At 58.3% G+C, this 24,965-nt stretch carries 19 protein-coding genes; 7 read left to right on the top strand and 12 right to left on the bottom strand.

Annotated features, from left to right (window positions below):
• Window positions 1-19: 19 nt before the first annotated feature.
• Together ACQ4N7_RS19800 and ACQ4N7_RS19795 are read right to left on the bottom strand one after the other, a co-directional pair.
• Complete coding sequence (locus ACQ4N7_RS19800) at window positions 20-2,308, bottom strand: AMP-binding protein (RefSeq protein WP_430713217.1); 2,289 nt, start codon at window positions 2,306-2,308, stop codon at window positions 20-22.
• A gap of 409 nt (window positions 2,309-2,717) precedes the next feature.
• Complete coding sequence (locus ACQ4N7_RS19795; protein ID WP_430713216.1) at window positions 2,718-2,900, bottom strand: hypothetical protein; 183 nt, start codon at window positions 2,898-2,900, stop codon at window positions 2,718-2,720.
• A gap of 270 nt (window positions 2,901-3,170) precedes the next feature.
• Here ACQ4N7_RS19795 and ACQ4N7_RS19790 point away from each other — a divergent pair, with 270 nt between their 5' ends.
• Complete coding sequence (locus ACQ4N7_RS19790) at window positions 3,171-4,160, top strand: ABC transporter ATP-binding protein (RefSeq protein ID WP_430713215.1); 990 nt, start codon at window positions 3,171-3,173, stop codon at window positions 4,158-4,160.
• 256 nt (window positions 4,161-4,416) lie between these two features.
• Here ACQ4N7_RS19790 and ACQ4N7_RS19785 read toward each other — a convergent pair whose 3' ends face one another.
• The 3 genes from ACQ4N7_RS19785 to ACQ4N7_RS19775 all read right to left on the bottom strand — a co-directional run bounded on the left by ACQ4N7_RS19785 (window position 4,417) and on the right by ACQ4N7_RS19775 (window position 6,961).
• On the bottom strand, window positions 4,417-5,865 hold the full coding sequence (locus tag ACQ4N7_RS19785; RefSeq protein WP_430713214.1) for a glycoside hydrolase family 13 protein: 1,449 nt from the start codon (window positions 5,863-5,865) through the stop codon (window positions 4,417-4,419).
• Window positions 5,866-6,083: 218 nt separating this feature from the next.
• Window positions 6,084-6,497, bottom strand: a complete 414-nt coding sequence (locus tag ACQ4N7_RS19780; protein ID WP_430713213.1) for a nuclease A inhibitor family protein — start codon at window positions 6,495-6,497, stop codon at window positions 6,084-6,086.
• A gap of 2 nt (window positions 6,498-6,499) precedes the next feature.
• A complete protein-coding gene (locus ACQ4N7_RS19775; protein WP_430713212.1) occupies window positions 6,500-6,961 on the bottom strand; it encodes a peroxiredoxin in 462 nt (153 codons plus the stop codon).
• An 80-nt stretch (window positions 6,962-7,041) separates the two neighbouring features.
• Between ACQ4N7_RS19775 and ACQ4N7_RS19770 the strand changes: the two genes are divergently transcribed.
• Window positions 7,042-8,499: a DASH family cryptochrome gene (locus tag ACQ4N7_RS19770; RefSeq protein ID WP_430713211.1), complete on the top strand. Its 1,458-nt coding sequence runs from the start codon at window positions 7,042-7,044 to the stop codon at window positions 8,497-8,499.
• Between the two features lie 553 nt (window positions 8,500-9,052).
• Here ACQ4N7_RS19770 and ptsG read toward each other — a convergent pair.
• Window positions 9,053-10,906 (bottom strand): glucose-specific PTS transporter subunit IIBC, encoded by a 1,854-nt coding sequence (gene ptsG / locus ACQ4N7_RS19765; RefSeq protein ID WP_430713210.1) that lies wholly within the window; start codon window positions 10,904-10,906, stop codon window positions 9,053-9,055.
• 447 nt (window positions 10,907-11,353) lie between these two features.
• Window positions 11,354-13,918, bottom strand: a complete 2,565-nt coding sequence (gene ptsP, locus ACQ4N7_RS19760; protein WP_430713209.1) for a phosphoenolpyruvate--protein phosphotransferase — start codon at window positions 13,916-13,918, stop codon at window positions 11,354-11,356.
• A 362-nt stretch (window positions 13,919-14,280) separates the two neighbouring features.
• Here ptsP and ACQ4N7_RS19755 point away from each other — a divergent pair, with 362 nt between their 5' ends.
• From ACQ4N7_RS19755 to ACQ4N7_RS19745, 3 genes are all read left to right on the top strand, one after another.
• On the top strand, window positions 14,281-15,336 hold the full coding sequence (locus ACQ4N7_RS19755; RefSeq protein ID WP_430713208.1) for an ABC transporter permease: 1,056 nt from the start codon (window positions 14,281-14,283) through the stop codon (window positions 15,334-15,336).
• A 12-nt stretch (window positions 15,337-15,348) separates the two neighbouring features.
• Window positions 15,349-15,648, top strand: coding sequence for a hypothetical protein (locus tag ACQ4N7_RS19750; protein WP_430713207.1), 300 nt, complete (start codon window positions 15,349-15,351; stop codon window positions 15,646-15,648).
• A gap of 82 nt (window positions 15,649-15,730) precedes the next feature.
• Entirely contained in the window at window positions 15,731-16,597 is an 867-nt protein-coding gene (locus ACQ4N7_RS19745; RefSeq protein WP_430713206.1) for a hypothetical protein, read from the top strand.
• 28 nt (window positions 16,598-16,625) lie between these two features.
• Here ACQ4N7_RS19745 and ACQ4N7_RS19740 read toward each other — a convergent pair whose 3' ends face one another.
• The 3 genes from ACQ4N7_RS19740 to ACQ4N7_RS19730 form a co-directional block, all read right to left on the bottom strand.
• Window positions 16,626-17,819, bottom strand: a complete 1,194-nt coding sequence (locus tag ACQ4N7_RS19740; protein WP_430713205.1) for a bifunctional sterol desaturase/short chain dehydrogenase — start codon at window positions 17,817-17,819, stop codon at window positions 16,626-16,628.
• Window positions 17,820-17,960: 141 nt separating this feature from the next.
• Window positions 17,961-18,971 (bottom strand): hypothetical protein, encoded by a 1,011-nt coding sequence (locus tag ACQ4N7_RS19735; protein WP_430713204.1) that lies wholly within the window; start codon window positions 18,969-18,971, stop codon window positions 17,961-17,963.
• A gap of 89 nt (window positions 18,972-19,060) precedes the next feature.
• The gene (locus ACQ4N7_RS19730) at window positions 19,061-19,840 is read right to left on the bottom strand and encodes an RNA polymerase sigma factor SigF (protein WP_430713203.1); all 780 of its coding nucleotides are present in this window, start codon (window positions 19,838-19,840) and stop codon (window positions 19,061-19,063) included.
• A gap of 697 nt (window positions 19,841-20,537) precedes the next feature.
• Between ACQ4N7_RS19730 and msrP the strand changes: the two genes are divergently transcribed.
• Window positions 20,538-21,527 (top strand): protein-methionine-sulfoxide reductase catalytic subunit MsrP, encoded by a 990-nt coding sequence (msrP, locus tag ACQ4N7_RS19725; protein WP_430713202.1) that lies wholly within the window; start codon window positions 20,538-20,540, stop codon window positions 21,525-21,527.
• Between the two features lie 185 nt (window positions 21,528-21,712).
• Here msrP and cobW read toward each other — a convergent pair whose 3' ends face one another.
• Complete coding sequence (gene cobW, locus ACQ4N7_RS19720; RefSeq protein WP_430713201.1) at window positions 21,713-22,768, bottom strand: cobalamin biosynthesis protein CobW; 1,056 nt, start codon at window positions 22,766-22,768, stop codon at window positions 21,713-21,715.
• Window positions 22,769-22,872: 104 nt separating this feature from the next.
• The gene (locus ACQ4N7_RS19715; protein WP_430713200.1) at window positions 22,873-23,616 is read right to left on the bottom strand and encodes a substrate-binding periplasmic protein; all 744 of its coding nucleotides are present in this window, start codon (window positions 23,614-23,616) and stop codon (window positions 22,873-22,875) included.
• 261 nt (window positions 23,617-23,877) lie between these two features.
• On the opposite strand from ACQ4N7_RS19715, the gene ACQ4N7_RS19710 reads away from it, so the two are divergent.
• Complete coding sequence (locus tag ACQ4N7_RS19710) at window positions 23,878-24,774, top strand: phytanoyl-CoA dioxygenase family protein (protein ID WP_430713199.1); 897 nt, start codon at window positions 23,878-23,880, stop codon at window positions 24,772-24,774.
• Window positions 24,775-24,965: the final 191 nt, after the last annotated feature.

Here is a 24,965-nt window from a genome sequence, read left to right as displayed (position 1 = left end):
TAACTCCACGCTCCGTTGTTTAATGACTCTGTCTGCCCAGCAGGGCTTGCACCTCTGCATCAGACAGCAGCTCTAGTTCTCTGACAATTTGCTCCAATTCCCGCTGGTCAACGGCTTCCACTAAGGGGTCGGCGACAGTGGCGGTGTCGCGAGCCGAAGCCAAATAGACCGACAGCGCTTCTATGGTGGGGTACTCATAGGCCAGGGTGGGCGAGAGGGGTATCCCCAGGGCTGATTCCAGCGCCTCTGCTAGCTCCACCGCCGCCAGGGAGTCAAGCCCGTGCTCCGCCAGGGGTTGGCGCACATCGAGGGTGTGCTTGGGCACTCTCAGGGCACTGGCCAGCCAGCTCACCATCCAATCGGCGATCGCATCAGCGGTCATCAGCGGGGTCGGCGACGGGGCAGCGGTCAAGGCCGTTGACCTGGCCTCTGCCCCAGACGGGCTCTCGGCCACGGGCTCAACCATGTCATCGAGGTGCGCTTCAGCGTTTAGGGCCTCTGCGGTAGCCAGGGCCTGACTGGCCTCTGCCGCAGGCCAGCCGTGGACCACATCGAACTGCCCGGCTAAAAACATCGATCGGCACAGATGGCGCTGCACCTTGCCGCTGGATGTTTTGGGCATGGCGTTGGGCTTGAGCAGGGCGATCGCTCCTACCTGTAGGTCATGGTGCTCGGCCACCTGGCGGCGCAGGGCGGTGAAAATGGCCTCGGGGTCAGCGGTGCGCAGGGCGCTGCGCTCCAGTTCATGGACAATCACCAGGTGCTCGGTGTCGTCCCACACCACCGAAAAAGCCGCCCCGCTGCCCTGGCGCAGGGCGCGATGGGCCTGTTCTGCCGTAGCTTCGATATCTTGGGGATAGTGATTACGGCCCCGAATGATAATCAAATCCTTGAGGCGACCCGTAACGTAGAGGTCGTCGCCGTGGAGAAAACCCAGATCGCCCGTGCGCAGAAACGGCCCCCCGGACCCATCGGCCACGGTCCCATCGGCCAGGGTGGCCTCAAAGGCCTCGCGGGTGGCGGCTTCTCGTCGCCAGTAGCCCTGGGCCACGCTGCGAGACCAGCGCACCCAGATTTCGCCAATGGAGTTGGGAGGGCAGAGCCGATGGCTGTCGGGGTCAACAATGCACACCTGGTTGGCGATCGCCGGGGGGCCACAGCTGACGATCGGACGCGCCGCATCATCATCGCCAGCATCCACCAGGGTGACCCGGTTTTGCTGCAGATCGCTCGCTTTGAGAATCAGGTGCTTGGGCTCCGTCTGCACCGCCTCCCCGGTCACCAGCAGGGTGGTTTCAGCCATGCCGTAGCAGGGGTAAAAGGCCTGGGGGCGAAAGCCACTGGCGGCAAAGGCTGCGGCAAACTGAGTCAGGGTGGCCTGCTGCACGGGCTCGGCCCCGCTAAAGGCCAGCTGCCAGTGGCTGAGATCCAGCGCCCGTCGCTGTTCTGGGTTGGTTTTACGCACGCAGAGGTCGTAGGCAAAATTGGGTCCGCCGCTGGTGGTGGCCCGGTAGTGGGAAATCGCCTCTAGCCAGCGCACCGGGCGCTGTAAAAACGAGACCGGGGCCATCAGCGTCATTTCCGCCCCCACGTACAGCGGCTGCAAAATACCGCCGACCAGCCCCATGTCGTGGTAAGGCGGTAGCCAGGAAACCCCTCGACTCTCGGCGGTATTGCCAAAGCAGCGGCCAATCAGCTCAGAGTTGTGCAGCAGATTGTCGTGGCTGATCATCACCCCCTTGGGCAGAGCGGTTGAGCCTGAGGTGTACTGCAGCAGGGCCAGGGTAGAAGAATCGATGGCCGGGGGCCGCCACTGCCGGGCCAGGCCGGGCTGCAGACCATCGGTGCTGAGGCAGTAGAGCGATCGCAGCTGGGGAGTCTCAGCCAGCCGCCGCTCCAGCTTTTGCAGGGTGGCGTTGTCGGTCAGGGCCACGGTGGCTCCGGCATCCTGCACCATAGCCTGGATGCGATCGAGCGAGCGGTTGGGGCGCGGCGGATAGGCGGGCACGGCGATCGCCCCGGCGTAAAGACAGCCAAAAAAGGCGGCAATGTAGTCGAGCCCGGCAGGGTAGAGCAGCAGCACCGGCTGGTTTTGGCAGTTTAGGTCTTGCAGCAGTACCGCAATGGCCTGGGCCTGCTGCTGTAGCGCCCCGTAGGTCATAGTCTGGGCGGTTTCGGGGGTGCCCTCCGCCAAAAAACGGTAGGCTATGCCCTGGGGAGCCTGCTCAGCCCGCCAGGTCAGTAGTTCTGTAAAAGTTTTGATCGTTGTTAGGGGCTGTAGCGACGTCTGCACAGTTTGGTTCAACATATCCACAGCCCTGAGAAATCTAAAGGAGAAGTACCCCTGCCAGCGGTAGACATGGAACCCAGGAACTGCCCTGGCTCAAACGCCATACTGACACCACCTATCCATTGCCTAAGAAATGACCGCCAAACCTTCGGCTGGAAGAAGGAAAAAATTGGAGGCAGCAGACTTGATCGTGGCTCAAGCGGCACCATAGCCAGAACGATTACAGCAGTAAAACAACGGCGAAACAGACAGCAATACCTCCCTATCCTAAAAGAGGGCCATCTCAAAAGAGGACTGTCTAGGCGCACTCTAGAATACCAATAGAGGTATCCGATTACCTAGGCTTAACCCAGCAACGGCTGCCCTACCGCTTTTAGGACTGGGGGCGACAGACCGCTTAACCCTGGCTGTAGTCTCTTCTCAGCCCCTAGGTTATGAGTTCAAAAACTGGACTCAGCAACCCTATTAGGGTAGACAGGGGGGCGGGCACCATGTCGCCGCGAAAGTCCAGAATTTGAACCAGCACAAGATAACCAACCGCCAGCAGCAGGGAGATTACCCCCGTAATCACCGCGACCAATTTTGAACGATCTAGCTTAAAGCGATCCATAGCGCAAATAAGAGCAATTTATCGATTGAGGCGTGAAATGAGACCTAAGCTAAGCGTATTCCCTAAGCGGCCTGCCTTAGCGCTGCAGGCGGTTAAAGATACTGACTCCATACGTTTACCCTGGCACAGCGGGAGCTAAATTGCCCCCTGGCAAGGGAGAGGTTTTCGGAGGGTACTCTGTTTTCGGAGGGTACTCTGTTTTCGGAGGGTTACTCTAAAGAGTGAGTCCTTAATTATGATTGTCGTCTATTTGGTCTTAGCACGGTTTCTATGAGCGCTCCATTGCTACCGACTGATCCTACCCAGTTAGACAACCGTCTGCCAGACAATCGCCCCGCCGTGGTGCAGACCCAGGGGTTAACCAAAGCCTATCGCACCGGGTTTTGGCTCAACCAAAAGGTCACCTCGCTGCAAAACTGCACCCTCAACGTCTACCAGGGCGAAACGTTTGGGCTGCTCGGCCCCAACGGAGCAGGCAAAACCACCCTGCTGAAAATCTTGCTGGGCATCATTCGCCCGACGGCGGGTAGCGCCACGCTGCTGGACCATCCCCTCGGTGAGAGCGCCGTCAAGCAGCGGATTGGCTATCTGCCCGAAAACGCCTACTTCTACGACTTTTTGACCGGCTGGGAGTTTTTGCAGTATACCGCCGGGCTGTTTGGCCTGTCGCGGGCGGCCCAGCAGCGCCGCATTACCGAACTGCTCGACCTGGTAGGGCTGTCCCAGGCCGACGCCAAAAAGAAGCAGCTGCGCCAGTACTCGAAGGGCATGGTGCAGCGGGTGGGCATGGCCCAGGCGTTAATCAACGACCCCGATGTGGTGTTTTTAGATGAACCGATGTCGGGGCTTGACCCCACCGGGCGGTTTCAGGTGCGGGAGATTATTTTGGCCCTGAAGCGGGAGGGCAAGACGATCTTTTTTAACAGCCATATTTTGTCGGATGTGGAGGTGATCTGCGATCGCATGGCCATTCTCGACCAGGGCGAGCTAATCGCCAAAGGCAGCCTGGATGACCTGCTGGGCACCGCCGACCAGTACGTGGTCAGGGGTCGCGGCGGGCGCATAGCTGAGCTTGAGCCCTGGCTCGATCAGATGACCGTGCAGGGCGACCTCTGGCGCGGCCACATCAAGGGCGACCCCTACGACTTTACTAAGCAAATTCCAGTGATGGGGGGCAACCTGATTGCGCTACAGCAGACCCGCCCCACCCTGGAGGAATTTTTTATCGCCAAGATTCGCCAGCGCCGTTCTGAGGGATAGGTATTGGGGAAGGTGAGGGGATGAGGATGATGAGGGGATGAGGATAATAGGGGGATGGGGCGTAGGGTGCATTCGCGCAGCAATGCACCACACCTAGCCCAGTGCGCGTCATCAATTCTGGCTAAAAGCCTGTATTAGAAGCCTTGTCACGCCCGACTTCCAAAAAACAGGCTAGGGGCTGAAGTCCCTGGTTCTCAGGCATTCAACCGTTAATTGATCACACCCCTTAGGAACCTAAACCGATCAACCGCCCTGCCTACGCTGCGGTTACGACCATGGCAGAGCGCGGGGGCAGCGTCAGGCTGTCGTTGTCCCAGGTGGCCCCGTGGTAGGCGAAGACCTGCTCGGCAGCCTTGACCGCTGGGCTGAGGGCATCGGCGGATAGGGTGACCGTAGCCTGGTCGCCGGGGTTTAGCGCCACAATGACGCGATCGCCCCCCAGGCTGCGGCTAAAGACGTAGCCCATGCCCTCGGCGTGCAGCACCTCGTAGGTGCCGGTGTGCAGGGCCGGGTAGCGATGGCGCAGGGCAATCAGCTCGCGGTGCACTTTGAGCATGTCCTGGTGCCAGTCTTTTTGGGGCGGAAAGGTGCGGCGGCAGTCGGGGTCAAGCTCACCCGGCAGGCCCACCTCGTCGCCGTAGTAGATGCTGGGCGCACCCGGAAAGGTAAACAGCAGCAGGGTTGAGAGCACCATGCTGGCGTCGTCTTCTCCCACAACCGAGTAAATGCGGGCCACGTCGTGGCTGGAGAGCAAATTGAGCTGGGTGAGCTGAATTTCCCAGGGGTAAAGCCCCAGCAGGTGCTGAATTTTGTCGGCGTAGCCTGTCGCATTCAGGGCGGGGTAGGGGTAGTAGTGGGGATCTTCTACCAGGTCCATGCGAACGCGATCGCCCGCTGCAAAGGCGATCGTCGGCCCCGTAAACAAATAGTTCATCACCCCGTCAAACTGGGTGCCGTCGAGCCACTGGCGGGCGTCAGTCCACACTTCGCCCACGATGTAGGCATCGGGGTTGATGGCCTTGATGCGATCGCGGAATTCCTGCCAAAACCCTTCCGTCTTCACCTCAAAGGGCACATCCAGCCGCCAGCCATCAATGCCCTGGCGCACCCAGTACTCGCCCACCCGCATCAGGTACTCGCGCACCGCTGGGTGGTCGTGTTTGAACTGAGGCAGGGCGCGATTGTCGACCCAGCTGGTGTAGTTAGCCGGCAGCGACCCGTCGTAGGCCGACAGCGGCCAGCCTTCGACCGCAAACCACTCCAGCCAGGGGGAGTTGGGGCCGTTTTCAAGAATGTCGTTAAAGAAGAAAAAGCCGCGGCTACAGTGGTTAAACACGCCGTCGAGCACCACTTTCATGTTTTTGGCGTGGGCCGCCTCGAGCAAATCAAAAAAGGCCGGGTTTCCCCCCAGCAGCGGATCGACCTGGTAGTAGTCGTGGGTGTGGTAGCGATGGTTAGAGGCCGACTGAAAAATCGGCGTCATGTAGATGGCGGTAACACCTAGATCTGCCAGGTAGTCGAGTTGTTCAGCCACGCCCCACAGGTCACCGCCTTTGTAGCCAAAGGGAGTGGGGGGTGTTTCCCAGGGTTCTAGTGATACGGCCATGGCGGGGGAATCGAGATGCCGCTGGGTACGGGCAAACCGATCGGGAAAGATCTGGTAGAAGACAGCGTGCTTCACCCAGTCCGGGGTTTGAAAAGCCATGGATTTGTGCCTCGATTTCTACCGTTAGGCTACCGTTATCTGAGCGGAGTGACCACGATGAAATACTCTAGGCAAAAGATTTTGGATGGGAGATTTTAGATTTTGGATGGCTCTGTGGCAGGGTTACACCCCTCAACGAATCCTTCATTACCCTACTTTTTCTCACCCACTCAGGTCTATCAATCTAAGCGGGTAAGGCACAACACGGTGACTGTCTTCTAGGTTTCGATCATGTGGGTATAAACGCCGACATAGCAGCCGCTAGGGTGGCGACCCAGCAGATACAAATTCACATCTACAGCCCCCACCCGGTAGAAATTCAGATCCTGTAGGTGTGCTTGCAACACCTCCTGCAAACGCTTATACCGCTGGGTCAGGTTGCCGCCCTGGGGGGTGCTCCAGTAGAAGTTGTCGAATATCCGGCGAAAGAAGTCGTCCGCTGGCCGCTGTTCGAAGGTATCCGCTTTGACGCCGAGCTGGTGGCCCAGGCTGGTGGCATCGAAGTTGGGGTCGGCGTAGATGGCGATTGCCAGGGGGGCATCGGTTTCACTGGGGTACCAGAGACCGGCGATCGCCTCCTCCAGGGCCGTCAGGCAGGCTACAAAATCGCTGTGGTGGGGCTGAAGTTCCATAATCACGCTGCTGGTAAGGTTTTCAAAATGCCCATAGCCTCGGCTACGTGGCCTTTGGGGTTAAACTGCGAATTAAAGATGTGGCGCACTACGCCCTCGCGATCGATCACGTAGGTCACCCGACCCGGCAGTAGCCCCAGGGTAGCCGGTACACCGTAGGCCTTTCGCACCGCCCCGTTGGCATCGCTGACCAAGGTAAAGGGCAGATTGTGCTTGTTGGCAAACAACCGATGCGAGTCGGGCGAGTCGCTGCTGATGCCAATCACCTCGGCACCCGCTGCCGCAAAGTCTTCGTAGCTGTCGCGAAACGAGCACGATTCTACCGTACAGCCGGGGGTGTCGTCCTTGGGGTAGAAGTATAGCACCACCGCCCTTTGGCCTTGATAGCTGCTGAGCGTTACCGATTCACCCTTCTGGTTGGGCAGCGTAAAATCGGGGGCCGGGTCGCCAACTCGAATTGCCATAGATGCCAAGCTCCTGCACTGAAGTTAATAGTTCTTTAGAATACTTAATAATGTGATTCACTGCCCCAGCCCTTGCGCCTATGCCTTCCCTCGTCTGGTTTCGCAACGACCTTCGCCTCCACGACCATCAGCCTATCGATGAGGCGATCCGGGCGGGGCAGCCGATCGCGCCGCTCTACTGCTTTGACCCGCGCCAGTTTGGGCAGACATCCTTTGGTTTTGCCAAAACGGGGGCGTATCGAGCCCAGTTTTTGCTGGAGAGCGTGGCCGATTTGCGGCGATCGCTGCAAGCGCTGGGCAGCGATCTCATCGTCCGGGTCGGCAAACCTGAGGAGATTATTCCAGCGCTGGTCAAGGCCCACGGCATAGAAACCGTCTACTGGCACGAGGAAGTCACCGCTGAGGAACGGCAGGTCGAGCAGGCCCTAGAAAGCAAGCTGGCGGCGCAGGGCTGCCCTAGCGAGGTGTACTGGGGGGCCACCCTTTACCATCCCGATAACCTGCCTTTTGCGATCGCTCGCCTGCCCGAGGTATTCACCCAGTTCCGCAAAAAAGTAGAGCAGCACAGCACGGTCGATGTATCCCTGCCCACCCCTGTCAAACTGCCGCCGCTGCCCGCGATCGAGCCGGGGCCGCTGCCCACGCTGGCCGATTTTGGCCTCGAACCACCGACTCCAGACAGCCGTGCCGTGCTCACCTTTACGGGCGGCGAAACCGCTGGCCTGGAGCGCCTCAACCACTACGTGTGGGAAGCCGACTGCCTCAAAATCTACAAGCAAACCCGCAACGGTATGGTGGGGGCCAACTATTCGGCCAAGCTCTCGGCCTGGCTGGCCCTGGGCTGCCTGTCTCCCCGGCGCGTCTACGAAACCGTGCAGGACTACGAAGCCGATCGCATTCGCAACGATTCTACCTACTGGCTAATCTTTGAGCTGCTGTGGCGCGACTACTTTCGCTTTATCTGCGCTAAACACGGCGATCGCGTGTTTTATCCGTCTGGTTTGCGAGGGCTACAGATCGATTGGAAACAGGATTGGCCGCGTTTTGACGCCTGGCGAAATGGCGAAACGGGCTTCCCTTTAGTCGATGCCAATATGCGCGAACTGGCCAACTCAGGGTTTATGTCTAACCGGGGCCGACAGAATGTGGCCAGCTTTTTAACCAAAAATTTGGGCATCGACTGGCGCATGGGGGCCGAGTGGTTTGAGTCACTGCTCATTGACTACGACGTGTGCAGCAACTATGGAAATTGGAACTACACCGCCGGAGTTGGCAACGACGCGCGGGGCTTTCGCTACTTCAACATTCCCAAGCAGGCGAAGGATTATGACCCTGAGGGCCTCTACGTCAAACACTGGCTGCCCGAATTAAAAAATGTCCCCGCCGCAAAAGTACACGAACCCTGGAAACTTCAGCCGGTTGAGCAAAAGCGCTTTGGGGTAAATATTGGTGTTGACTACCCACGTCCGGTAGTAGATTTGTACAAGTCAGTCCAGGCTAACGAAAAAATCTACAACGCCGCCCGTGAAATTCGCTAAGAGCTTTGCTCACGTTGAGCTGTAACAATTGGCCGTCGCAACAGCGCAAAAATACTATCTGCCGCACGCTCTGTAGGCCTCTAAATATCGCTGGCTGTTGGGGCTACTTCAACGATGGCCAGAACTCAGCAGCGCTTTTTTTTGATTTATTTAACCGTAGTCTTTGTAACGGCAGTCAATGTTGAGCTAACATACACTTTATGCAGTGTTGACAATGTTACGGTTCACTGACCGATCCCTGTAGGCAAAACCTGATGGGTCAAGAAAGTTGCCGGAGCAAAGCCAGCGCTAACGCATTCTCATAAATCAAACCTTTAAATCAAAACCTTAAATCAAATCGTTGAATTAGTCATTTAACCTACAACCCCAGCTTTGGACGGCTGGGGTTTTTTGTGGCTATTTGGGGCTGCGATCGCCCCCCACCTGCACCTTCCTCCCCAGGCCACCATCGCCTGCCGAAACCCTGCTTGCCCACCTCAACCGATCGGCTGAAAAGATTTACCAGCGTTGTGGTGAGCGATGTCCTAAGGCGCTTTACCGCTGGGCGGCAGATCTAGACTCTGGCCGCCAGCTGTTTCGCAATTTCAGCGGCGTACTGCTCAGCATTTAGACCTGTCACCAGATGTAGAACATTATCCTGCAGGCGCATCATGCCCTGCACCCCCGCCGATTGCAGGGCCGCTTCATCGACTACAGCGGGGTCGGTCACCTCCACCCGCAGCCGGGTCAGGGCCACGGGGTCAACGGTGCGAATGTTGTTGGCACCGCCCAGGGCCGCAACCATAGCCGCCGCCTTCTCAGCCGCCTGCGGATCGGCGGGAATTTTGGCCAAATCGGGAGAGGTTTGATCGACAAAACCTTCAGCGGGTACCTCCACCGCGTCGGCTTCGGAGCCTGCGGTTTTGAGGTAATCGGCCATATCGGTTTTGAGATTGTCAGACTGAGGGCCAAAAATGGCCTGGGCATTTTGCCCCATTTGCAGCACGCCTGAGGCTCCCAACGCCTTGAGGCGAGGCACGTTAACCTTGGCAATATCGTCAACTGTTACCCGCAGGCGGGTAATGCAGGCATCCAGGTTTTTAATGTTGCTGCGACCGCCAAAGGCTAGCACCAGAGCCTTCGCCATTTCAGCTTTATCTCCAGTAATAGCGGCAGTCGATTCATCCACCTCGACATCTTCCTCGCGGCCTGGGGTCATCAGGTTGAAGCGGTGAATGGCAAAGCGAAACACAGCGTAATACAGCGCCACAAAGAACGGAGCCAGCGCCGGGATGAGCCACACCCGCGTGCCCAAGCCGTTGAACAGCACAAAGTCGATCAGCCCGTGGGAGAAGGTAAAGCCCATGCGTCCGCCCAGGGTGACAAACAACCAGTCGGCAAACCCGGCCAGCACGGCGTGAATGGCGAACAGCTGGGGCGCAACAAACAAAAACGAAAACTCAATCGGTTCGGTGATGCCGGTCAGGAACGAGGTCAGAGCCGCCGAAATCATTAGACCGCCGACCTGCTTACGGTTTTTGGGCTTGGCGCTGTGCCAGATCGCGATCGCCGCCGCTGGCAGACCAAACATCTTAAACCAGTAGGCCCCGCCCAAAATGCCCGCCGTGGGGTCGCCCGCAAAAAAACGAGCAATGTCGCCCCGCACCATCTCGCCGGTAATCGGGTCTTGAAAGGAGCCAATTTCGAAGAAAAAGGGCACGTTCCACACGTGGTGCAGGCCAAAGGGAATCAGCAGGCGCTCGATAAAACCGTAAATGGCCACCGTTAGCGGAATATTCCCGCCTTCTGCCGCCGCCTGGGCAAAGCTGTTGATGCCAGCCCCAATCGGCGGCCAAATCACGCTCATTACCAGCCCGGTGAGAATGGCGGCAAAAGCCGTAATGATGGGCACAAACCGCTTGCCCGCAAAAAAGCCCAGGTAGCGCGGCAGGCTAATCCGAAAGAACTTGTTGAACATATAGGCCGCAATACAGCCCATAATCAGCCCGCCAAACACCCCCGTATCCAACGTTGGAATGCCAAGCACCGCCTTCGTTTCCAGGCCCAGGCCAGCCGCAACCGTCCCCAGGGTAGCGAGAAACACCATCAGCCCCACCGTAGCCGCCAGGGCCGAAACGCCATCATTGCCGGTATAGCCAATTGCAACGGCGATCGCAAAAATCAGCGGCAGACTGGCAAAAATAGCGTCCCCCGAGCTTTTCATAATCGCCGCCAGCCACTCCGGCAGCCACCAAAACTTCGGATCGCTGAGAATGCCCTGCTCAATCTGCTGTAGCTCGATCAGGCGAGCGCTGCCCAGGCCCAGCAGCAGCCCCGCCACCGGCAGCACCGACACAGGAAGCATGAGCGACTTCCCCATTTTTTGCAGCAGCCCGAAGGCGTGGTTCCAAGTGGTTTTGATGTTCATAAGGAGGGTAGGGAGTGGATGGGTAGGGGGTGGTTGAGTGGATGAGTAGATAGGTGAGGGAATGGAGGAATGCGGGGATAGGGTGATGAGGTGATGGGATGCGAAGCGGCTTCCTGAAGGGTGGGGATGAGAACCGCAGGGTTTTTGGCTGCTGACAAGCTTATGACCCAACAAAGGTTTAAACCGATGATCAGCCAGTCCTTTACGTGGGTCCAGGGCGGCGTAACGCCCTGGTCGATGGGGGGCTGGGGCCAGCGAAATGGCCCCAGCAGCAGGCCTGGCTTTTACCCCCAGTTGTGCGCCGCACTTCCCCAAGCAGTTGATCTGAATGCCGCGTAGTTCATGGTGGGCGGTGCCCACCCTACGGCGCTTTGACTTCTCGAAGACGGTGCATTGGCGGGGCCAAGGGGAATAGCACCGCGCGCGACCCTTGCCGCCGAATGCACCCTAAGCCTCCTCCAGCGGTACCAGGTCGCGTACCTGGGCGGCAGAATCCAAATTCAGCGCCTGCTGAGCTAAATCTTGGCAGCGAGTCATCGTCAGGGCACGCACCTGAGCCTTCACTGCTGGTATCACCGGCACGCTAACGCTCAGTTCCTTCACCCCCAGCCCAAGGAGAATAGGCACCGCCTGCGGATCACCCGCTACTCCCCCGCAGACCCCCACCCACTTGCCGTGCTTGTCGGCCCCCCGCACTGTCAGGTCAATCATCCGCAGCACGCTGGGGTTGAGGGCATCCACATAGGGGGCCAGCTTGGGGTGGCCCCGATCCATCGCCAGAGTGTACTGAGTCAGGTCGTTAGTGCCAATCGAAAAGAAATCGACATGCTGGGCAAAACGCTCCGCAGACACCGCCGCTGCCGGCACCTCGACCATGATGCCAATTTCGATCGTAGGTACCCCCAGCTTTTGCCGCTCCTCTTCCATCACCGCCTTGGCCATCTCCAGCTCCTCCAGACGGGCGATCATCGGAAACATGACCCGCGCCTTTCCAGCAACAGAGGCCTTGAGAATGGCGCGAAACTGGGTGCGCAGCAGCTCAGGGCGATCGAAGCCCAGGCGAATGCCCCGCTCCCCTAAAAACGGATTCTCCTCATGGGCCATCGCCAGGTAGGGCAGAGGTTTGTCGCCGCCCACATCTAGCGTGCGAATAATCATGGGGCGATCGCGGCCCAGCACCCGCAAAATGTCGGCATAGATCACCTCCTGCTCATCCTCCGTGGGGGCAGTACTGGCCTCCATAAAGATAAATTCCGTCCGCAGCAGACCCACCCCCTCGCCGCCCACCTTGAGCGAGTCTTCGGCATCTTTTTGGCTGCCGATATTGGCGACCACCTCAATGGACCGCCCATCCTGAGTAATCGCCGGTTCAAAAGCCTGCTTCAGATCCTTCGCCTGCTTCGCCTGCTGACGCGCGATGCGGTTCTGGGTTTGCTCCAGCTCGGCGACCGAGGCGTTGAGCTGAATGCGTCCCTTAGTGCCATCGAGAATGACTGGCGTACCATCCGCCAGATCGAGAATGCGGGGCTCGACACCCGCGATCGCCGGTATGCCCATTGATCGCGCCAAAATTGCCACATGAGACGTCGCCCCGCCCGCCACCGTGGCAAACCCCACCACTCGCGTCGGGTCCAGATTCGCCATATCCGAGGGGGTGAGGTCTTCGGCCAGCAAAATAGTATTGGCCGGAAGAACCAAAGTTTCTGCTTTGACGCCCGTGAGCAGGCGCAGCACGCGATCGCCCACATCGCGCAAATCGTTCGCCCGCTGAGCCAGTAGCTCGCTCTTGAGCCTGGCCAGCTGATCGGCCTGGGCGGTGTAGGTCTGCTGCCAGGCAAAGGCGGCGCTCTTGCCCTGGTCGATCGCACTGTCGACCATTTCCAACAGCTCCGGATCTTCCAGCAGCTCCTGGTGGGCGGCGAAGATAGCCGCCTTGCTGGGGTCGCCCTGGCCATGCACCTTGGCCCGCAGACTCTCAATTTCCAGCATCGCCTGATCGAGCGCCTGGTCGAGCTGGCGATGCTCCTCGCGGGGGCTTTCGCCCGCTTCTGCCACACGAATCTCCTGCCGTCGCTGACGGTAGGTGTTGCCGACCGCCACCCCTGGCGAAGCCGCTACACCCAAGATGATGTTGGGGTCGTCGCTTTTGGGCCGAGGCGCTGGGGCCGAGATATCGGCCTGGGCAACGCTGGCCGCCGCTGCCGTGACCGGGATGGCTCCAGCTTCACCCAAACCGTTGCGCACAGCGGCTTCGAGTTCGGCGATCGCGGCCCCGGCATCTGCGCCTGTGGCCTCCAGCGTCACCGTGTCGCCCCGGCCTATCTCTAGCCCCAAAATAGCGACTACGCTGCGCACATTGGCGCTGTCGCTGCCGCGGTAAATGCGAACCCTCGACTGATACTTTTTCGCCAGCTGGGTCAGCACCGCCGCTGGCCGCGCGTGCAGACCCACCGGGTTAGGAATAATGATCGCCTGAGAGGTAACCGTTGACCCCATTGCGCTGTCTTCAGCCGCCGCGCCTGCGGTCAGCACCAGCTGCAGCACCGAGTCGCGAGCGGCGTTGACCAACCCGCTAGCTGGCCTAAACTCGGCCACGCGATCGCTGTTGGTAATTACAACTTGAGTCAGCAGGCTGCGGGCGTGCAGGGCCACATAATCAGCGTCAAACTCAATCAGCATGTCGCCGGTTTTGACCCTGTCCCCCACTTTGACCTTAGGCAGAAACCCTTCTCCCTTCAGCGCCACCGTATCGAGGCCAATGTGCATCAATACCTCAATGCCTTCAGCCGTTTTGATCGTCACCGCATGGTGGGCACTGTGCAACTGCACAACCTCACCATCGCAGGGAGCCAGCAATACCTGACTCAGCGGATCGATAGATACGCCATCGCCCACCATTTTTTGGGCAAACACCGGGTCAGGCACCGTTTCGAGGGGCACCATCTGGCCCGAAAGAGGAGCCATTAGCATCAGGGTGCTGACTTGAGTTGAGGAGGCTTCAAGGGCGGTCATAGGAGAATCCCGATTGGGAAAAATGGTTTGCGATTGGGGCTTGATCAGGAGCTGATAGGCTGAGTTTTGACGCAGTAAAATTAGCCATTGATTCAGATCAATGGGGCCAAAATTAACTGCCGTAGGAATGCGCTTAGCGCCGCATTTGAGCGCTTCCTTAAAGGGATATATAAACATCAAAGATGATGGACTGCTTAATAGCTCAAGTCAGCAATCTAATGTTGCAAAGGGGCGTTGCAGAGGGGGCCAACTCTGTCAGCCAGCCCAGACCTTAGCCCTTGCTTAAGCAACCCGCACCGATAGGACAGGCGCGATTGGTTTAGAATCACCACAGACAACTCTTTATTTCTCTGTGTTTGAGAATGGCTCAGTCTTCTACGCCCCGCCGCCCGCTGGTTAGTCCCTGGGACCGCCTGGTGACCTTTGCCACCAGCGAAACCGTGCTCTACGTGGTGAAGCGTCTGCTGCAGGCGGCGCTAACGCTGCTGCTGGCCTCAGCACTCAGCTTTTTTGTCATTCAGCTGGCCCCGGGCAACTTCCTCGACCAGTACCGCCAGAGCCCCCAGTTTTCTCCCGAAACCCTGGCTCAAATTGAAGCCCAGTTTGGCCTCGACCAGCCGGTGTGGCGGCAGTACCTCAACTGGCTCTACCAGGTGATTTTCCACGGCAACTTCGGCCTCAGCTTTGCCTACCAGCGCCCGGTGGTTGACCTGCTGTGGGAGCGAGTGCCCAACACGCTGCTGCTGTCTTTGGCGGCTTTTCTGGTCACCTGGCTAGTCGCTCTCCCCATGGGCATTGTGGGCGCTGTCAACCAAAACCGACCTGTTGATAAAGGGTTGCGGGTGCTGAGCTACCTGGGGCAGGGTATGCCCAGTATTGTGACCGGCCTGCTGCTGCTGTTTTTTGCCCAAAGCGTAGCGCCGCTGTTCCCCATTGGCGGTCGCACCAGCATTATCCATGACGACCTGAACTGGTTTGGCAAGCTTGTCGATGTGGGCTGGCACCTGATTTTGCCGACTCTGGCTCTCAGCATTACCGGCTTTGCTGGGCTCCAGCGCATTACCCGCGGGCAGCTGCTCGATGTACTGCGGCAAAACTATATTCAAACGGCTCGGGCCAAAGGGTTATCAGAAAACCGCGTGATCTATGTCCATGCCTTGCGCAACGCGGTGAATCCGCTAATCACGCTCCTCGGGTTTGAGTTTGCTAGCCTGCTGGGCGGTGCATTTATTACCGAAACCTACTTCAACTGGCCTGGTTTAGGGAAACTAACTCTCGAAGCGGTCCAGGCCCAGGATTTATATTTGGTGATGGCCAGCCTGATTATGGGCGCGGTATTGCTGATCGTTGGCAATCTGCTGGCCGATCTGGTGCTGAGCTTTGTAGACCCGCGCATTCGCCTGTCAGATATCAACTAGGGCGGCGAGATTATGGTTTCTCAGCTTTACTACCTGCTGCGATCGCGCGCCGACGGCAGCTATCTGGTTGCCCGTCCCCACGGCAGCAGCCCTGATCAGCCCCCGCCCACTGGGTTTTTGCTGGTGTTTACCGCCGACTACGACGCCCTCAGCTACCTCAATGCCCACGCCCCTGAGCTGAGCGACAAATTCGCGATCGAAACCATTACCGCCTCCAGCCTCAAACCCCTGATCAACCGCTGGGATTTTCAGGGTTTGGGCATGGTCAGCGACCCTCGCCTGCCCCAGGTCGAGTTCTTTAACCGCAGCTAGCAACGCTTGTTCAAACCCCTCAGAAAAATTCAGTGCAGCCCATTAGATCAACACCAATACCCCTATCTCAGCCACAGCAGCTATGGCCGATAGAACGCAGTACCTGTTGGAATTAGTCCATCGCAGCCTCAAACCCTACATCGCTAACCCAAAGACCAGAGCTGTGATGATCACAGGCTCGGTGGCAGAGGGGCGATGCGACGAGTTCTCAGACTGCGACGTGATGCTGTACTACGATGAACTGCCCACTACCGCCGAGCTAGACCAGGCGCGGCAGCAAAATCGGGGTGCAGAACTGGTTGAGATTTTGGGCGATCGCCAAATGGGTGCCTTCGGTGAAACGTTCAGGCTAAACGGAGTGGAATGCCAGTTTGCCCATACCGCGATCGCCCAGTGGGAAGCAGAAATGAGTACCGTCCTTGAAAAATTTCAGGTTCAACCCGGCATTATGAAAATGCTGCACGGCACCTTGATCGGCATTCCGCTCCACGGAGAAGCCCTGATTCAGCGGTGGAAAGACAACATCGCAAACTATCCTGAACAGCTCGCCCAGGCCGTGATAGAGCACCATCTCAAATTTTTTCCTTTGTGGGGCGTGCAGGATAAGCTGTCTCGGCGGGATGCCACCCTCTGGTACTACCAAATTTTGGTTGAGTCAGCCCAAAACATTCTTGGCGTGCTGTCTGGGTTGAACCGCCTGTACTTCTCAACATTTCAGTTCAAGCGCATGGGCAAATTTATTCAACAAATGGATATTGCCCCACCAAATCTTGCCGTTCGGCTGGAAGGTCTGTTTTACCAAGAGCCGTCCGTCGCAGCCCTTCAATTGGAAGCACTAGTGCAAGACACCGTAGTGCTGGTCGAACGTCATATGCCCCAGATCGATACATCGGCGGCAAAACGGCAAGTCGGCTGGAGACAGCGGCCCTGGCACATCCCCGAGGTATAGGCATCAGGGATGTGCGCTTCCCCCCTGGTTAATTGCTCTCGTTTCCCTTGTGGCGGGTAAAAAGGCGAAAGTAAACACCCTGAGCCAGTTCTTTAATAGGAAAAATTAGATAGGTCAGCGGGTTAACGGTGACGATGATGTTGCGCACGTTGCGCTTGGCCAACGCCACCACCGCCCAGGCTACCCAGTCGGCAGACATCACCCCAATCGGGTTGAGGTTACTCTTGAACGGCCCCAAAATGACCTTGCGCACCACGCAGGGGGCATCGAGTCGCCGCAGGCTGACCAGATCGCCCATCAGCCGCTTAGACACCTCATACAGCGGGCTAAAGGCCGGGCTGACTTCGGCCTCGGAGGTATTCACCCAAACTTCTTTAGTGGCCCGCTGGGGAGAGGTTTCTACGGTGCTAAAGAAAACGTCCATGAGGCGATAGCCCGAGAGGGCGTTGGCCTCCAGGGAGGTGTGGATGGCTGCGGGGGTGCGATCGCCGTGGACGTTCAGCCCGTGGTTGAGAATTAGAATGTCCACCTTCTTCAAGGCTTCGCGCAGGTCGTCTTCGGCCCCAGGCTGCCATTGCCAGCAGAGAATGCCATCGACAAAGGTCGCGTCGGCTGAGGTGGTGAGGGCAATGGGGCGGGCCTTTTGTCGGGCTAGTTCCTGCAGCAGGGCGCGGCCCATCGTGCCAGATGCGCCAGTGACGGCAACGGTTTTACCCTTGAGGGAAACAGCGGTGCCCATGATCTTATCTAGAAAGGTCAAGTAGCCAGCAAAGTAGGCGTTGGTGTCGTCAAAATGGTGCCGCCAGTGATAGGTGCGGTTGACTCGCCAGTTGCCGGGAATAGTTGTTAGCTCGCCGGGCTCGTGGGTGAGGTCAGTGGTCAGCAACCAGCCCTGCGAACGGGCGATCGCCGCTACCAAAAAGCTCAGGCCGTAGAGCGAACCGATCCACAGCCCGGCCACACCCGTGGAAATGGCTAACCCGGCCAGTGCCCCAGCCATGACAATGGCCTCAGGAGCATCGTTATAAAGCTGGGCCTGACGGTAGAGGGTCGGGCTAACGGGGGTAAAGTCTTTTTTGTAGGCTCGATGGTGCCAGTTGTGGAGCCGCATTAGCGGAGGCCAGTAGTGGCTGACCACGTGGTATACATCGCGCAGGGCCTCTGCTATCACAATCGCGATCGCACCCCACAACCCCTGCCAAATAACCGTTTCAAGCGGCATAGATAATTCACACCAAGTCGAGCAATTCACATTCTGACACGACTTGTTACGGGGTGCAGGGCTGTAGCGCCATAGCAAAGCCCTGGGCCTAGGCCCAGGGCTTGCTTCAAACGTTAAGCTACAGAATGAGCCGGGCCAGACTCAGGCAGAAGGTTGTTCGTCGGCAGCGGTCGCCGGAGCGGCACCCACCGGACGAGACACTTCAATCCCGTTTTGTTCAAACACCACCACTGGGTCGCTACCGCGCACGTCAATGCGCTTAACCAGCACTTGCCCATTCGCGACACGCTGACCAGCCTTAACGTACTGACTACCCGCAGAGGTCTCTACCACCGCAAAGTTTTCGTTGCCAATGGTCATCACCCCGGTTACGAGCACCGCTTCAGCTAAAGTTGGCTGCGGCAGTGCCGGCAAGGGTGCCAGAGACGGTGTACCGGGCCGACCCCCACCACCAGGAGAACCAGGCGTCGCGCCCGCACCTGCGCCCGCGCTACCGCCTGCACCACCGCCGCCAGGAGTACCAGGGGCTGCCGCTACGGGTGAGCCCGCGCCACCGCCGCCACCAGCGGTAGTCGTCCCCGCTGGGGTGCCAGCACCGGGGGAGGGAGATCCGGGTGGAGTCGGCGGGGCCACAACCTGAGGTGGCGGCGGCACGGGCACAGCCGCAAAGGGGTCGATGCGGCTATTGTTGATTTGCTGTAGCCGCTCGTTGGGGTCGGTAGATTGAATTAGATCGGCCCGAGCAATGGGCGATAGCTGAGGCGCAACGGGCACCAGAGGTTCAGCAAATTCTTCACCGGCAGCTGCCTGCTCGTCGGGCACAGGCACAGGCTCAATTACAGTACCTTCGGCAGGAACCTCTTCTTCGGGAGATAGACCAAGTTGACCCGCTCGCTGCGCCAGAAAAGCGCCCATCAGAGGCGTAGAGAGCAGCATGACCCCCAAACCGCCCAGGCTCATAATCAGACTGTTGCGAGCCCACTTGCGGCCCCAAAACTTAATGCAGTAAACCAGCAGCACAAAGGGCACAAACAGCGAGAGCAGGCCCCATACTGGGCTAACTCGAAACGCGTCTACTAGACCAATAATGCCGCCTACAGTAGCCAGCAAAAAACCTAGTACAAACAATACCAAAAACGCGATCGCCCCCATGGCCAAGCCTCCTTGCTTCCTGAGCCGATGTTCCTCAACGATAGCTCACTTCTGTCAATGCGGTTCATTTCCTGCCGATACAGCGTGATTTAAGCAATTTCGTCTTCGTTAGAGACCATTAGAGTCTGAAGGTGGCTGAGCCCCTGCTTGACCCGCCGCGATACGGTAACGGCGCTAATGCCCATGCGCTCGGCCGTTTCTTTTTGGGTTAGGTCATAGAGAAAGACAAACTCCAGCACTTCGCGAGTGCGCTGTTCAAGCTGATGCAGCGCTTGCTGCAAACGGATTTGATCTTCCTGGGCTAGCTGAAAGCTTTTGTATTTGAGGTCGGGCAGCAAGTCGCCTAGGCAAGCCGATTCTTCGTCCTGCACAGGGGCATCGAGGCTGAGCAGCGATCGGTTGCGGTTCGCTAGCTTGACGTCTTGCCACTCGGCCACTGAAATGTCGAGAGCAACAGCGATCTCTGCATCGGTAGGACCTCGGCCCAACTCGACTTGCAGCTGGCGAATCACACGGGTTGACTGGCTTTGCAGCGCCTGCCATCGACGCGGAATGCGCATTGAGGTGCTTTTGTCGCGCAGGTAGTGCTGAATCTCGCCCCGAATATAGGGTATAGCAAAGGAGCTGAACGCATAGCCCTTGCCCATATCGAACCGCTCGATGGCCCGAATTAGCCCTAGACTGCCGACCTGCATCAGGTCGTCAAAGGTTTCGGTCGACTGCTGTAGCCAGCGGTAGGCTTCACGGCGTACTAAACCAATGTTGAGCTGTACCAGCTGGTTGCGTAAGTTGAGATCAGGGTTGCTTTGATACTGCCGCAGCAGCTCTAGAGTGCTGCCTTTAGATTGAAACCGAGAAGTAGCGACCATAGCGATTTCAGGAAACGTCCAAAATCCAACTGGATAACCGAGAACTGTGCCCCTAACGGAGTAGCCCTGACCCCAAGGTGAGCACCCGACCGATCGCAGGTGCAGGCGGATGCCCGCTGCCCTGTCTCTGTCGATTGCGGTTGGTTACAAGGCGGCGCATAGACAGCAAGTAAAAATCATGTGCTCGTGATATCAGCCTAAGGTCAGAGGAGAAAGCTCACAATAGCGGAACTACGGATTAGCCTGGACTCGCTTACTCAGTATAGAATCTGCTGATTCTATTCTCAGAAGTGGTCGCGGCGACGACGACAAATTGATGCCTACCGCTGCTTCTAAGGCTGATGCAAGTGGTGCTGGGCAAGGGCTAACCCTTGTGCCATAAAGAATTCAGCCTTATTCACGGAATGTCCATAGCTCTGTGAATTTTTGGTTAAATGGCCTGGTTTTTGGCGGAGAACCGGCCCAGGTTTTTTTCTTCGCTTGAAGAAATGGTGGAATTCCCAGAGATTACTGACGGTGTTCTCGGTATATTCCTCAGGTCGAAGATGGAAACGTTACATAAGTTTTCGCTAGACCAGGCGTAGTTAGCTTGGCGACGGCTTTCTTACCCCAGCCTCATCTACACAGAGATCGACTGTGAAAGGATAGAGTGAGCTGGCGATCGCCAGTGCCGTTCCTCTCATCCTTGAGCTTAAGCATGGTTTTCTTTAAGGCTCGGCCCAACTGGCAACAGCCACACTCTAGGGTCACCCCAGAGGGGATATTTTGGCGACGGCGGCGGTTTATGACCTCGTTGATAGGGGCTGGGGTGGGTTTGGCGGCGGCCTCGGCGGGAGGGTGCCAGCGCTCCACCACCATAGATGCTGACTTGGCGCGCACCCTGGGAGAACCGCTGCCGGGGGTGCCTCGTAATCAAGCTTTTGCCGATGCAGGGCGGGAGCCGACGCCCCAGCAGTATGCCAGCAGCTATAACAACTTTTACGAGTTTGGCGGCAGCAAAGACATCTGGGCCAGGGCCCAGGCGCTGCCTACGGACCCCTGGCGGCTGGAGGTGACGGGGCTAGTCAAAAAACCAACCACCTACAATCTGGCTGACCTGACCCAGCGCTTTGATCTAGAGGAGCGCATTTACCGATTTCGCTGCGTGGAAGCCTGGGCCATGGTGGTGCCGTGGATTGGCTTTCCGATGCGAGCCTTGATGGCGGCGGTGGAGCCGACGGCGGCGGCAAAGTACGTACGGTTTACCTCCTTTTACGATCCAGAGGTTAACCCTGGTCCTAACTTCGGCTTTGCCCGCGACTTGCCGTGGCCCTACACTGAGGGGCTCACTGTAGATGAAATGGCCAACGAGCTGGCGTTTTTTGCGGTGGGGGTCTACGGGCGCACCCTGCCCAAGCAGCACGGTGCCCCCATTCGTATGGTGGTGCCGTGGAAGTATGGATTTAAGGGAGCCAAGTCAATTGTCAAAATTGAGTTTGTGGCTGAGCAGCCCGCCACCTACTGGAATACGCTAGCCCCCAACGAGTATAAGTTTGAGGCCAATGTAGAGCCTGATGTGCCCCATCCCCGCTGGTCGCAGGCGAAGGAGCGGCTGGTGGGCGAGAGTACGGCCCTGTTTACCTGGAAGGAGCAGCCGACGGTGATTTACAACGGCTATGGGGAGTGGGTGGCGGGGTTGTACGGGTAGGTGGGGGGATGGGTAGGTGAATGAAGTAGTTTACAAGCTAAAGTTGCTCAAAAAAAGCCGTTCTCTGAGCGCAGTCGTTGGCGTTCGCGGAGCGAGTGCTGGGCACTCAGCTGCCCCAAAGGGGCTAGGAAACGGCTGTGGTTATATTGAGGGTGCCGTGATGGCATAGACGACTGGTACTGGATTTAGGCAGCGATCGCGGCTCGAATGGCCGCTTCATTTAGATCTTTGCCGATGACAACCAGGCGGGTTTGACGGAGTTCGCTGGGCTGCCAGGCCCGGTCAAAGAAGGAGTCAAACCGCTGGCCGACACCGTGGACTACCAGGCGCATGGCTTTGTCGGGGACATCCACAAAGCCTTTGATGCGATAGATTTCGTGGGCGGCGGCCAGCTGTTCTAGACGTTTTACCAGTGTCTTGGGGTCAAAGCTCTGGTTAAGCACAACCGGGATGGCCACAATGTCGTCGTCATGGTCGTGATCGTGCTCATGGTCGTGGTGACTGGGGCGACTGTCGAGGTTGTCTTCGACGGCGGCGTTAAAGCCGAGCAGCAGGTCGGGGCTGATGGGGCTGCTGCCCTCGCCCCCAGCTAGGCCCAGTACTTTGACCGGACGAGGGAGCTGCTGGCTGAGCCAGGTTTCAATGCGGGTGCGATCGCCCTCGCTGACTTTATCCACCTTGGTCAGCAGCACCAGATCGGCGCAGTTGAGCTGGTCTTCAAACAGTTCTTCGAGGGGTGTTTCGTGGTCGAGGCTGTCGTCGGCCTGGCGCTGGGCTTCTAGGGCGGGCAGATCGCCTACCAGGTCGCCTGCGGCCAGAGCCTGACAATCTACTAAAGTAACTACGCTATCGACGGTGGCGGCGGTGCGAATTTCGGGCCAGCGGAAAGCCTGCACCAGAGGTTTGGGCAGAGCGAGACCAGAGGTCTCAATTACAATGCAGTCGATCTGGTCGCGGCGGGTCATGAGCTGCTGCATGGTGGGCAAAAATTCCTCCTGCACCGTGCAGCAGAGGCAGCCGTTGGTGAGTTCGAGGATGTTGGTTGCGGCCGGTGCAGTGGGCTCATCTTCGTCGCACACCTGGCAGCTGCGCAGCAGGTCGCCATCGATACCGACTTCGCCAAACTCGTTTACCAGCACGGCAATGCGCCGACCCTGGGGGTTTTGCAGCAGCTGGCGGATCAGGGTGGTTTTGCCCGCTCCGAGAAAGCCGGTGATGATAGTGACTGGAATTTTATGCATAGCCTACCGAAAATTTGCTGCCTCTCAACCTAGCACGGGGGCAGGGGGTGGAGGGCAAGAGCATTGACGATCGTGCTTCGTCGGGCACCTGGTCATAATGGCGGTTAGGTGAACGGGAACGGTTTCCAGGGAATCCACTCGGCCCAGAGCTGGGCCATCGTGCCATCGGCCAGGGCAGCGGCGATCGCAGCATTTAGCGTGGCGTTTAGCGTGGGGTTGACTTTGGGGGTGGCGATCGCAAAGGGCACCCGCGTTGGCAAGCTAAAGGCAAGCTCCAGGGAGTCATCCTCTTCGGCGGCGACTACCAGCACCAGTTCGTCGTCAATTAGCGCGTCGATATCTCCGGCCCGCAGGGCCGACAGCATTTCGGGCAATACCTGGTCGCTACCGGGGAAGGGAACCGCTTTTGCACCCGGAAATCCTTCGACCAGGGCAATATTGGTGCTGTCGGCCAGTCCTCCCACCCGCTTGTTGGCCAGGTCTGCGACGGTGGCAATGCCGCTGCTTTTTTTGACCAGCACCGCTTCGTCAAACAGGCCGTAGGGCTCAGTGAAATCGACTACCTGCTGGCGATCGGGGGTAATGGCCTGGTTAAACCACACCACGTCATATTTTCCGGTTGACAGGCAGGTATAGAACTCAAACATGGGCAGGTTGTGCCACACCGGGGTGAGCCCCAGCTGCTGGCAGAGGTGGCGGGCTAGCTCGGGCTCGTAGCCAGTGCGGTGGCCCTCGGCGGTGAGAAAGCTCATGGGGCGAGCGTCAAAGTCGCTGGTGGCGATATGCAAAATGCCCGGCTCGACGGTAAGGCTGGTCAGAGATTCGGCGGTGGGTAACGGGGGACACATAATCTTTGGGGGGAGAACTTATTATGACAAGTACATAGGGCACCCCCCAAATTTGTCAACTAAGTCGCGTCAAATTTCGCCCCGTAGGCTGGGTGAAACCCAGCGCAGGGTCCAGATCTATAGGGTTTCGCCAGCGCTGCACCCAATCTACGTTGCTTATTTTGAGATCGCCCTCTGTAGGGTGGGCACTGCCCACCCAGGAGGCATTCCTGTGCCCTGCCCCGAGCCCTGTGTTTCCTGCACCCAGAGACTCTGTTTGCAATGGACTATCAACCGATTCAGCTCACCCCGGCGCAGATTCAGCAGTTCCAGACTGATGGCTTTCTGATTCTGGAAAACTTTCTGCCCGCCGATTTTGCCGAACGCTTAGCCAGTCGCCTGGAGCCCATGTTCCACGGCGAATTTGAAACCGGCATTTTCCCAGACGAGTGGCACTGGCGACCGCGCATGAGCCTGCCCGACATCACCCGCGAAATCTGCAACGGCTGGAAGAGCGATCGCACCATCGCCAGCCTGGTGCTGTCGGCAGAAATTGGCCGCCTCAGCGCCACCTTAGCGGGCTGGGATGGCGCTCGTATAGGCCAGGACAGTTTATGGATGAAACCGCCCGGTGCCAAAGCGATCGCCATGCACCAGGACGGCGTCTACATTGACTATCTGGTGCCCGCCGAAATGATGACCTGCTGGATTGCCCTCGATCGCGCCACTGCCGCCGACGGCACTCTGGTCTACGCCAAAGGCTCCCACAAGTGGCCAATTTCCCACGTTGAGGGCGAGTTTCACGCCCCTACCAAAGACTACCGCTGGGCCATGCTGCAGGCCGCTGAGAATGCCGGAGTTCCTGAACCCGAACTGGTCGTTGTCGATGTGCCCGCTGGCGGTTGCGCCTTTCACCACGGGCGCACCTGGCACGGCCTCGGCCCCACCACCCGCACTGAAGGCATGTTCCGCAGCATCGGCCTGCACACCATCCCCGCCGCCGCCGAGTTTCACCCCACCAATCCCCAGGGCTACATCTACGGGCGTTACAAGCGGGTGGGCCACACCGAAATGGACGAGAGCTTTTTCCCCATTCTCTGGCGCAACGACGGCTACCGCAGCCCCCACCTGGCGGAGTATTGCGACGACCCGCTGGGAAAGGCGATGGCGATCGCCTAGCGATTTTGAATTTTGGTCGCTGAGCTTGTCGAAGCGTGGATTGGTGGCCAATTCCTTGAATGGTGGGTTACGGCCATTGCCTAAACGAGCGTCTTCCCCACAGACATCTAGGGCCTAACCCACCCTACTCAGCAAAATCCAAAATCCAAAATTTCCCCCCCCCACCCCCCCCCCCCCCCCCCCCCCCCCCC

Origin of the sequence: Nodosilinea sp. AN01ver1, from assembly GCF_050565655.1 — a bacterium.
In the GTDB taxonomy this organism is placed as follows: Bacteria; Cyanobacteriota; Cyanobacteriia; order Phormidesmidales; family Phormidesmidaceae; genus Nodosilinea.
The sequence above is the reverse complement of the archived record's forward strand: the minus strand, read 5'-3'. Positions and strand labels throughout refer to the sequence as shown.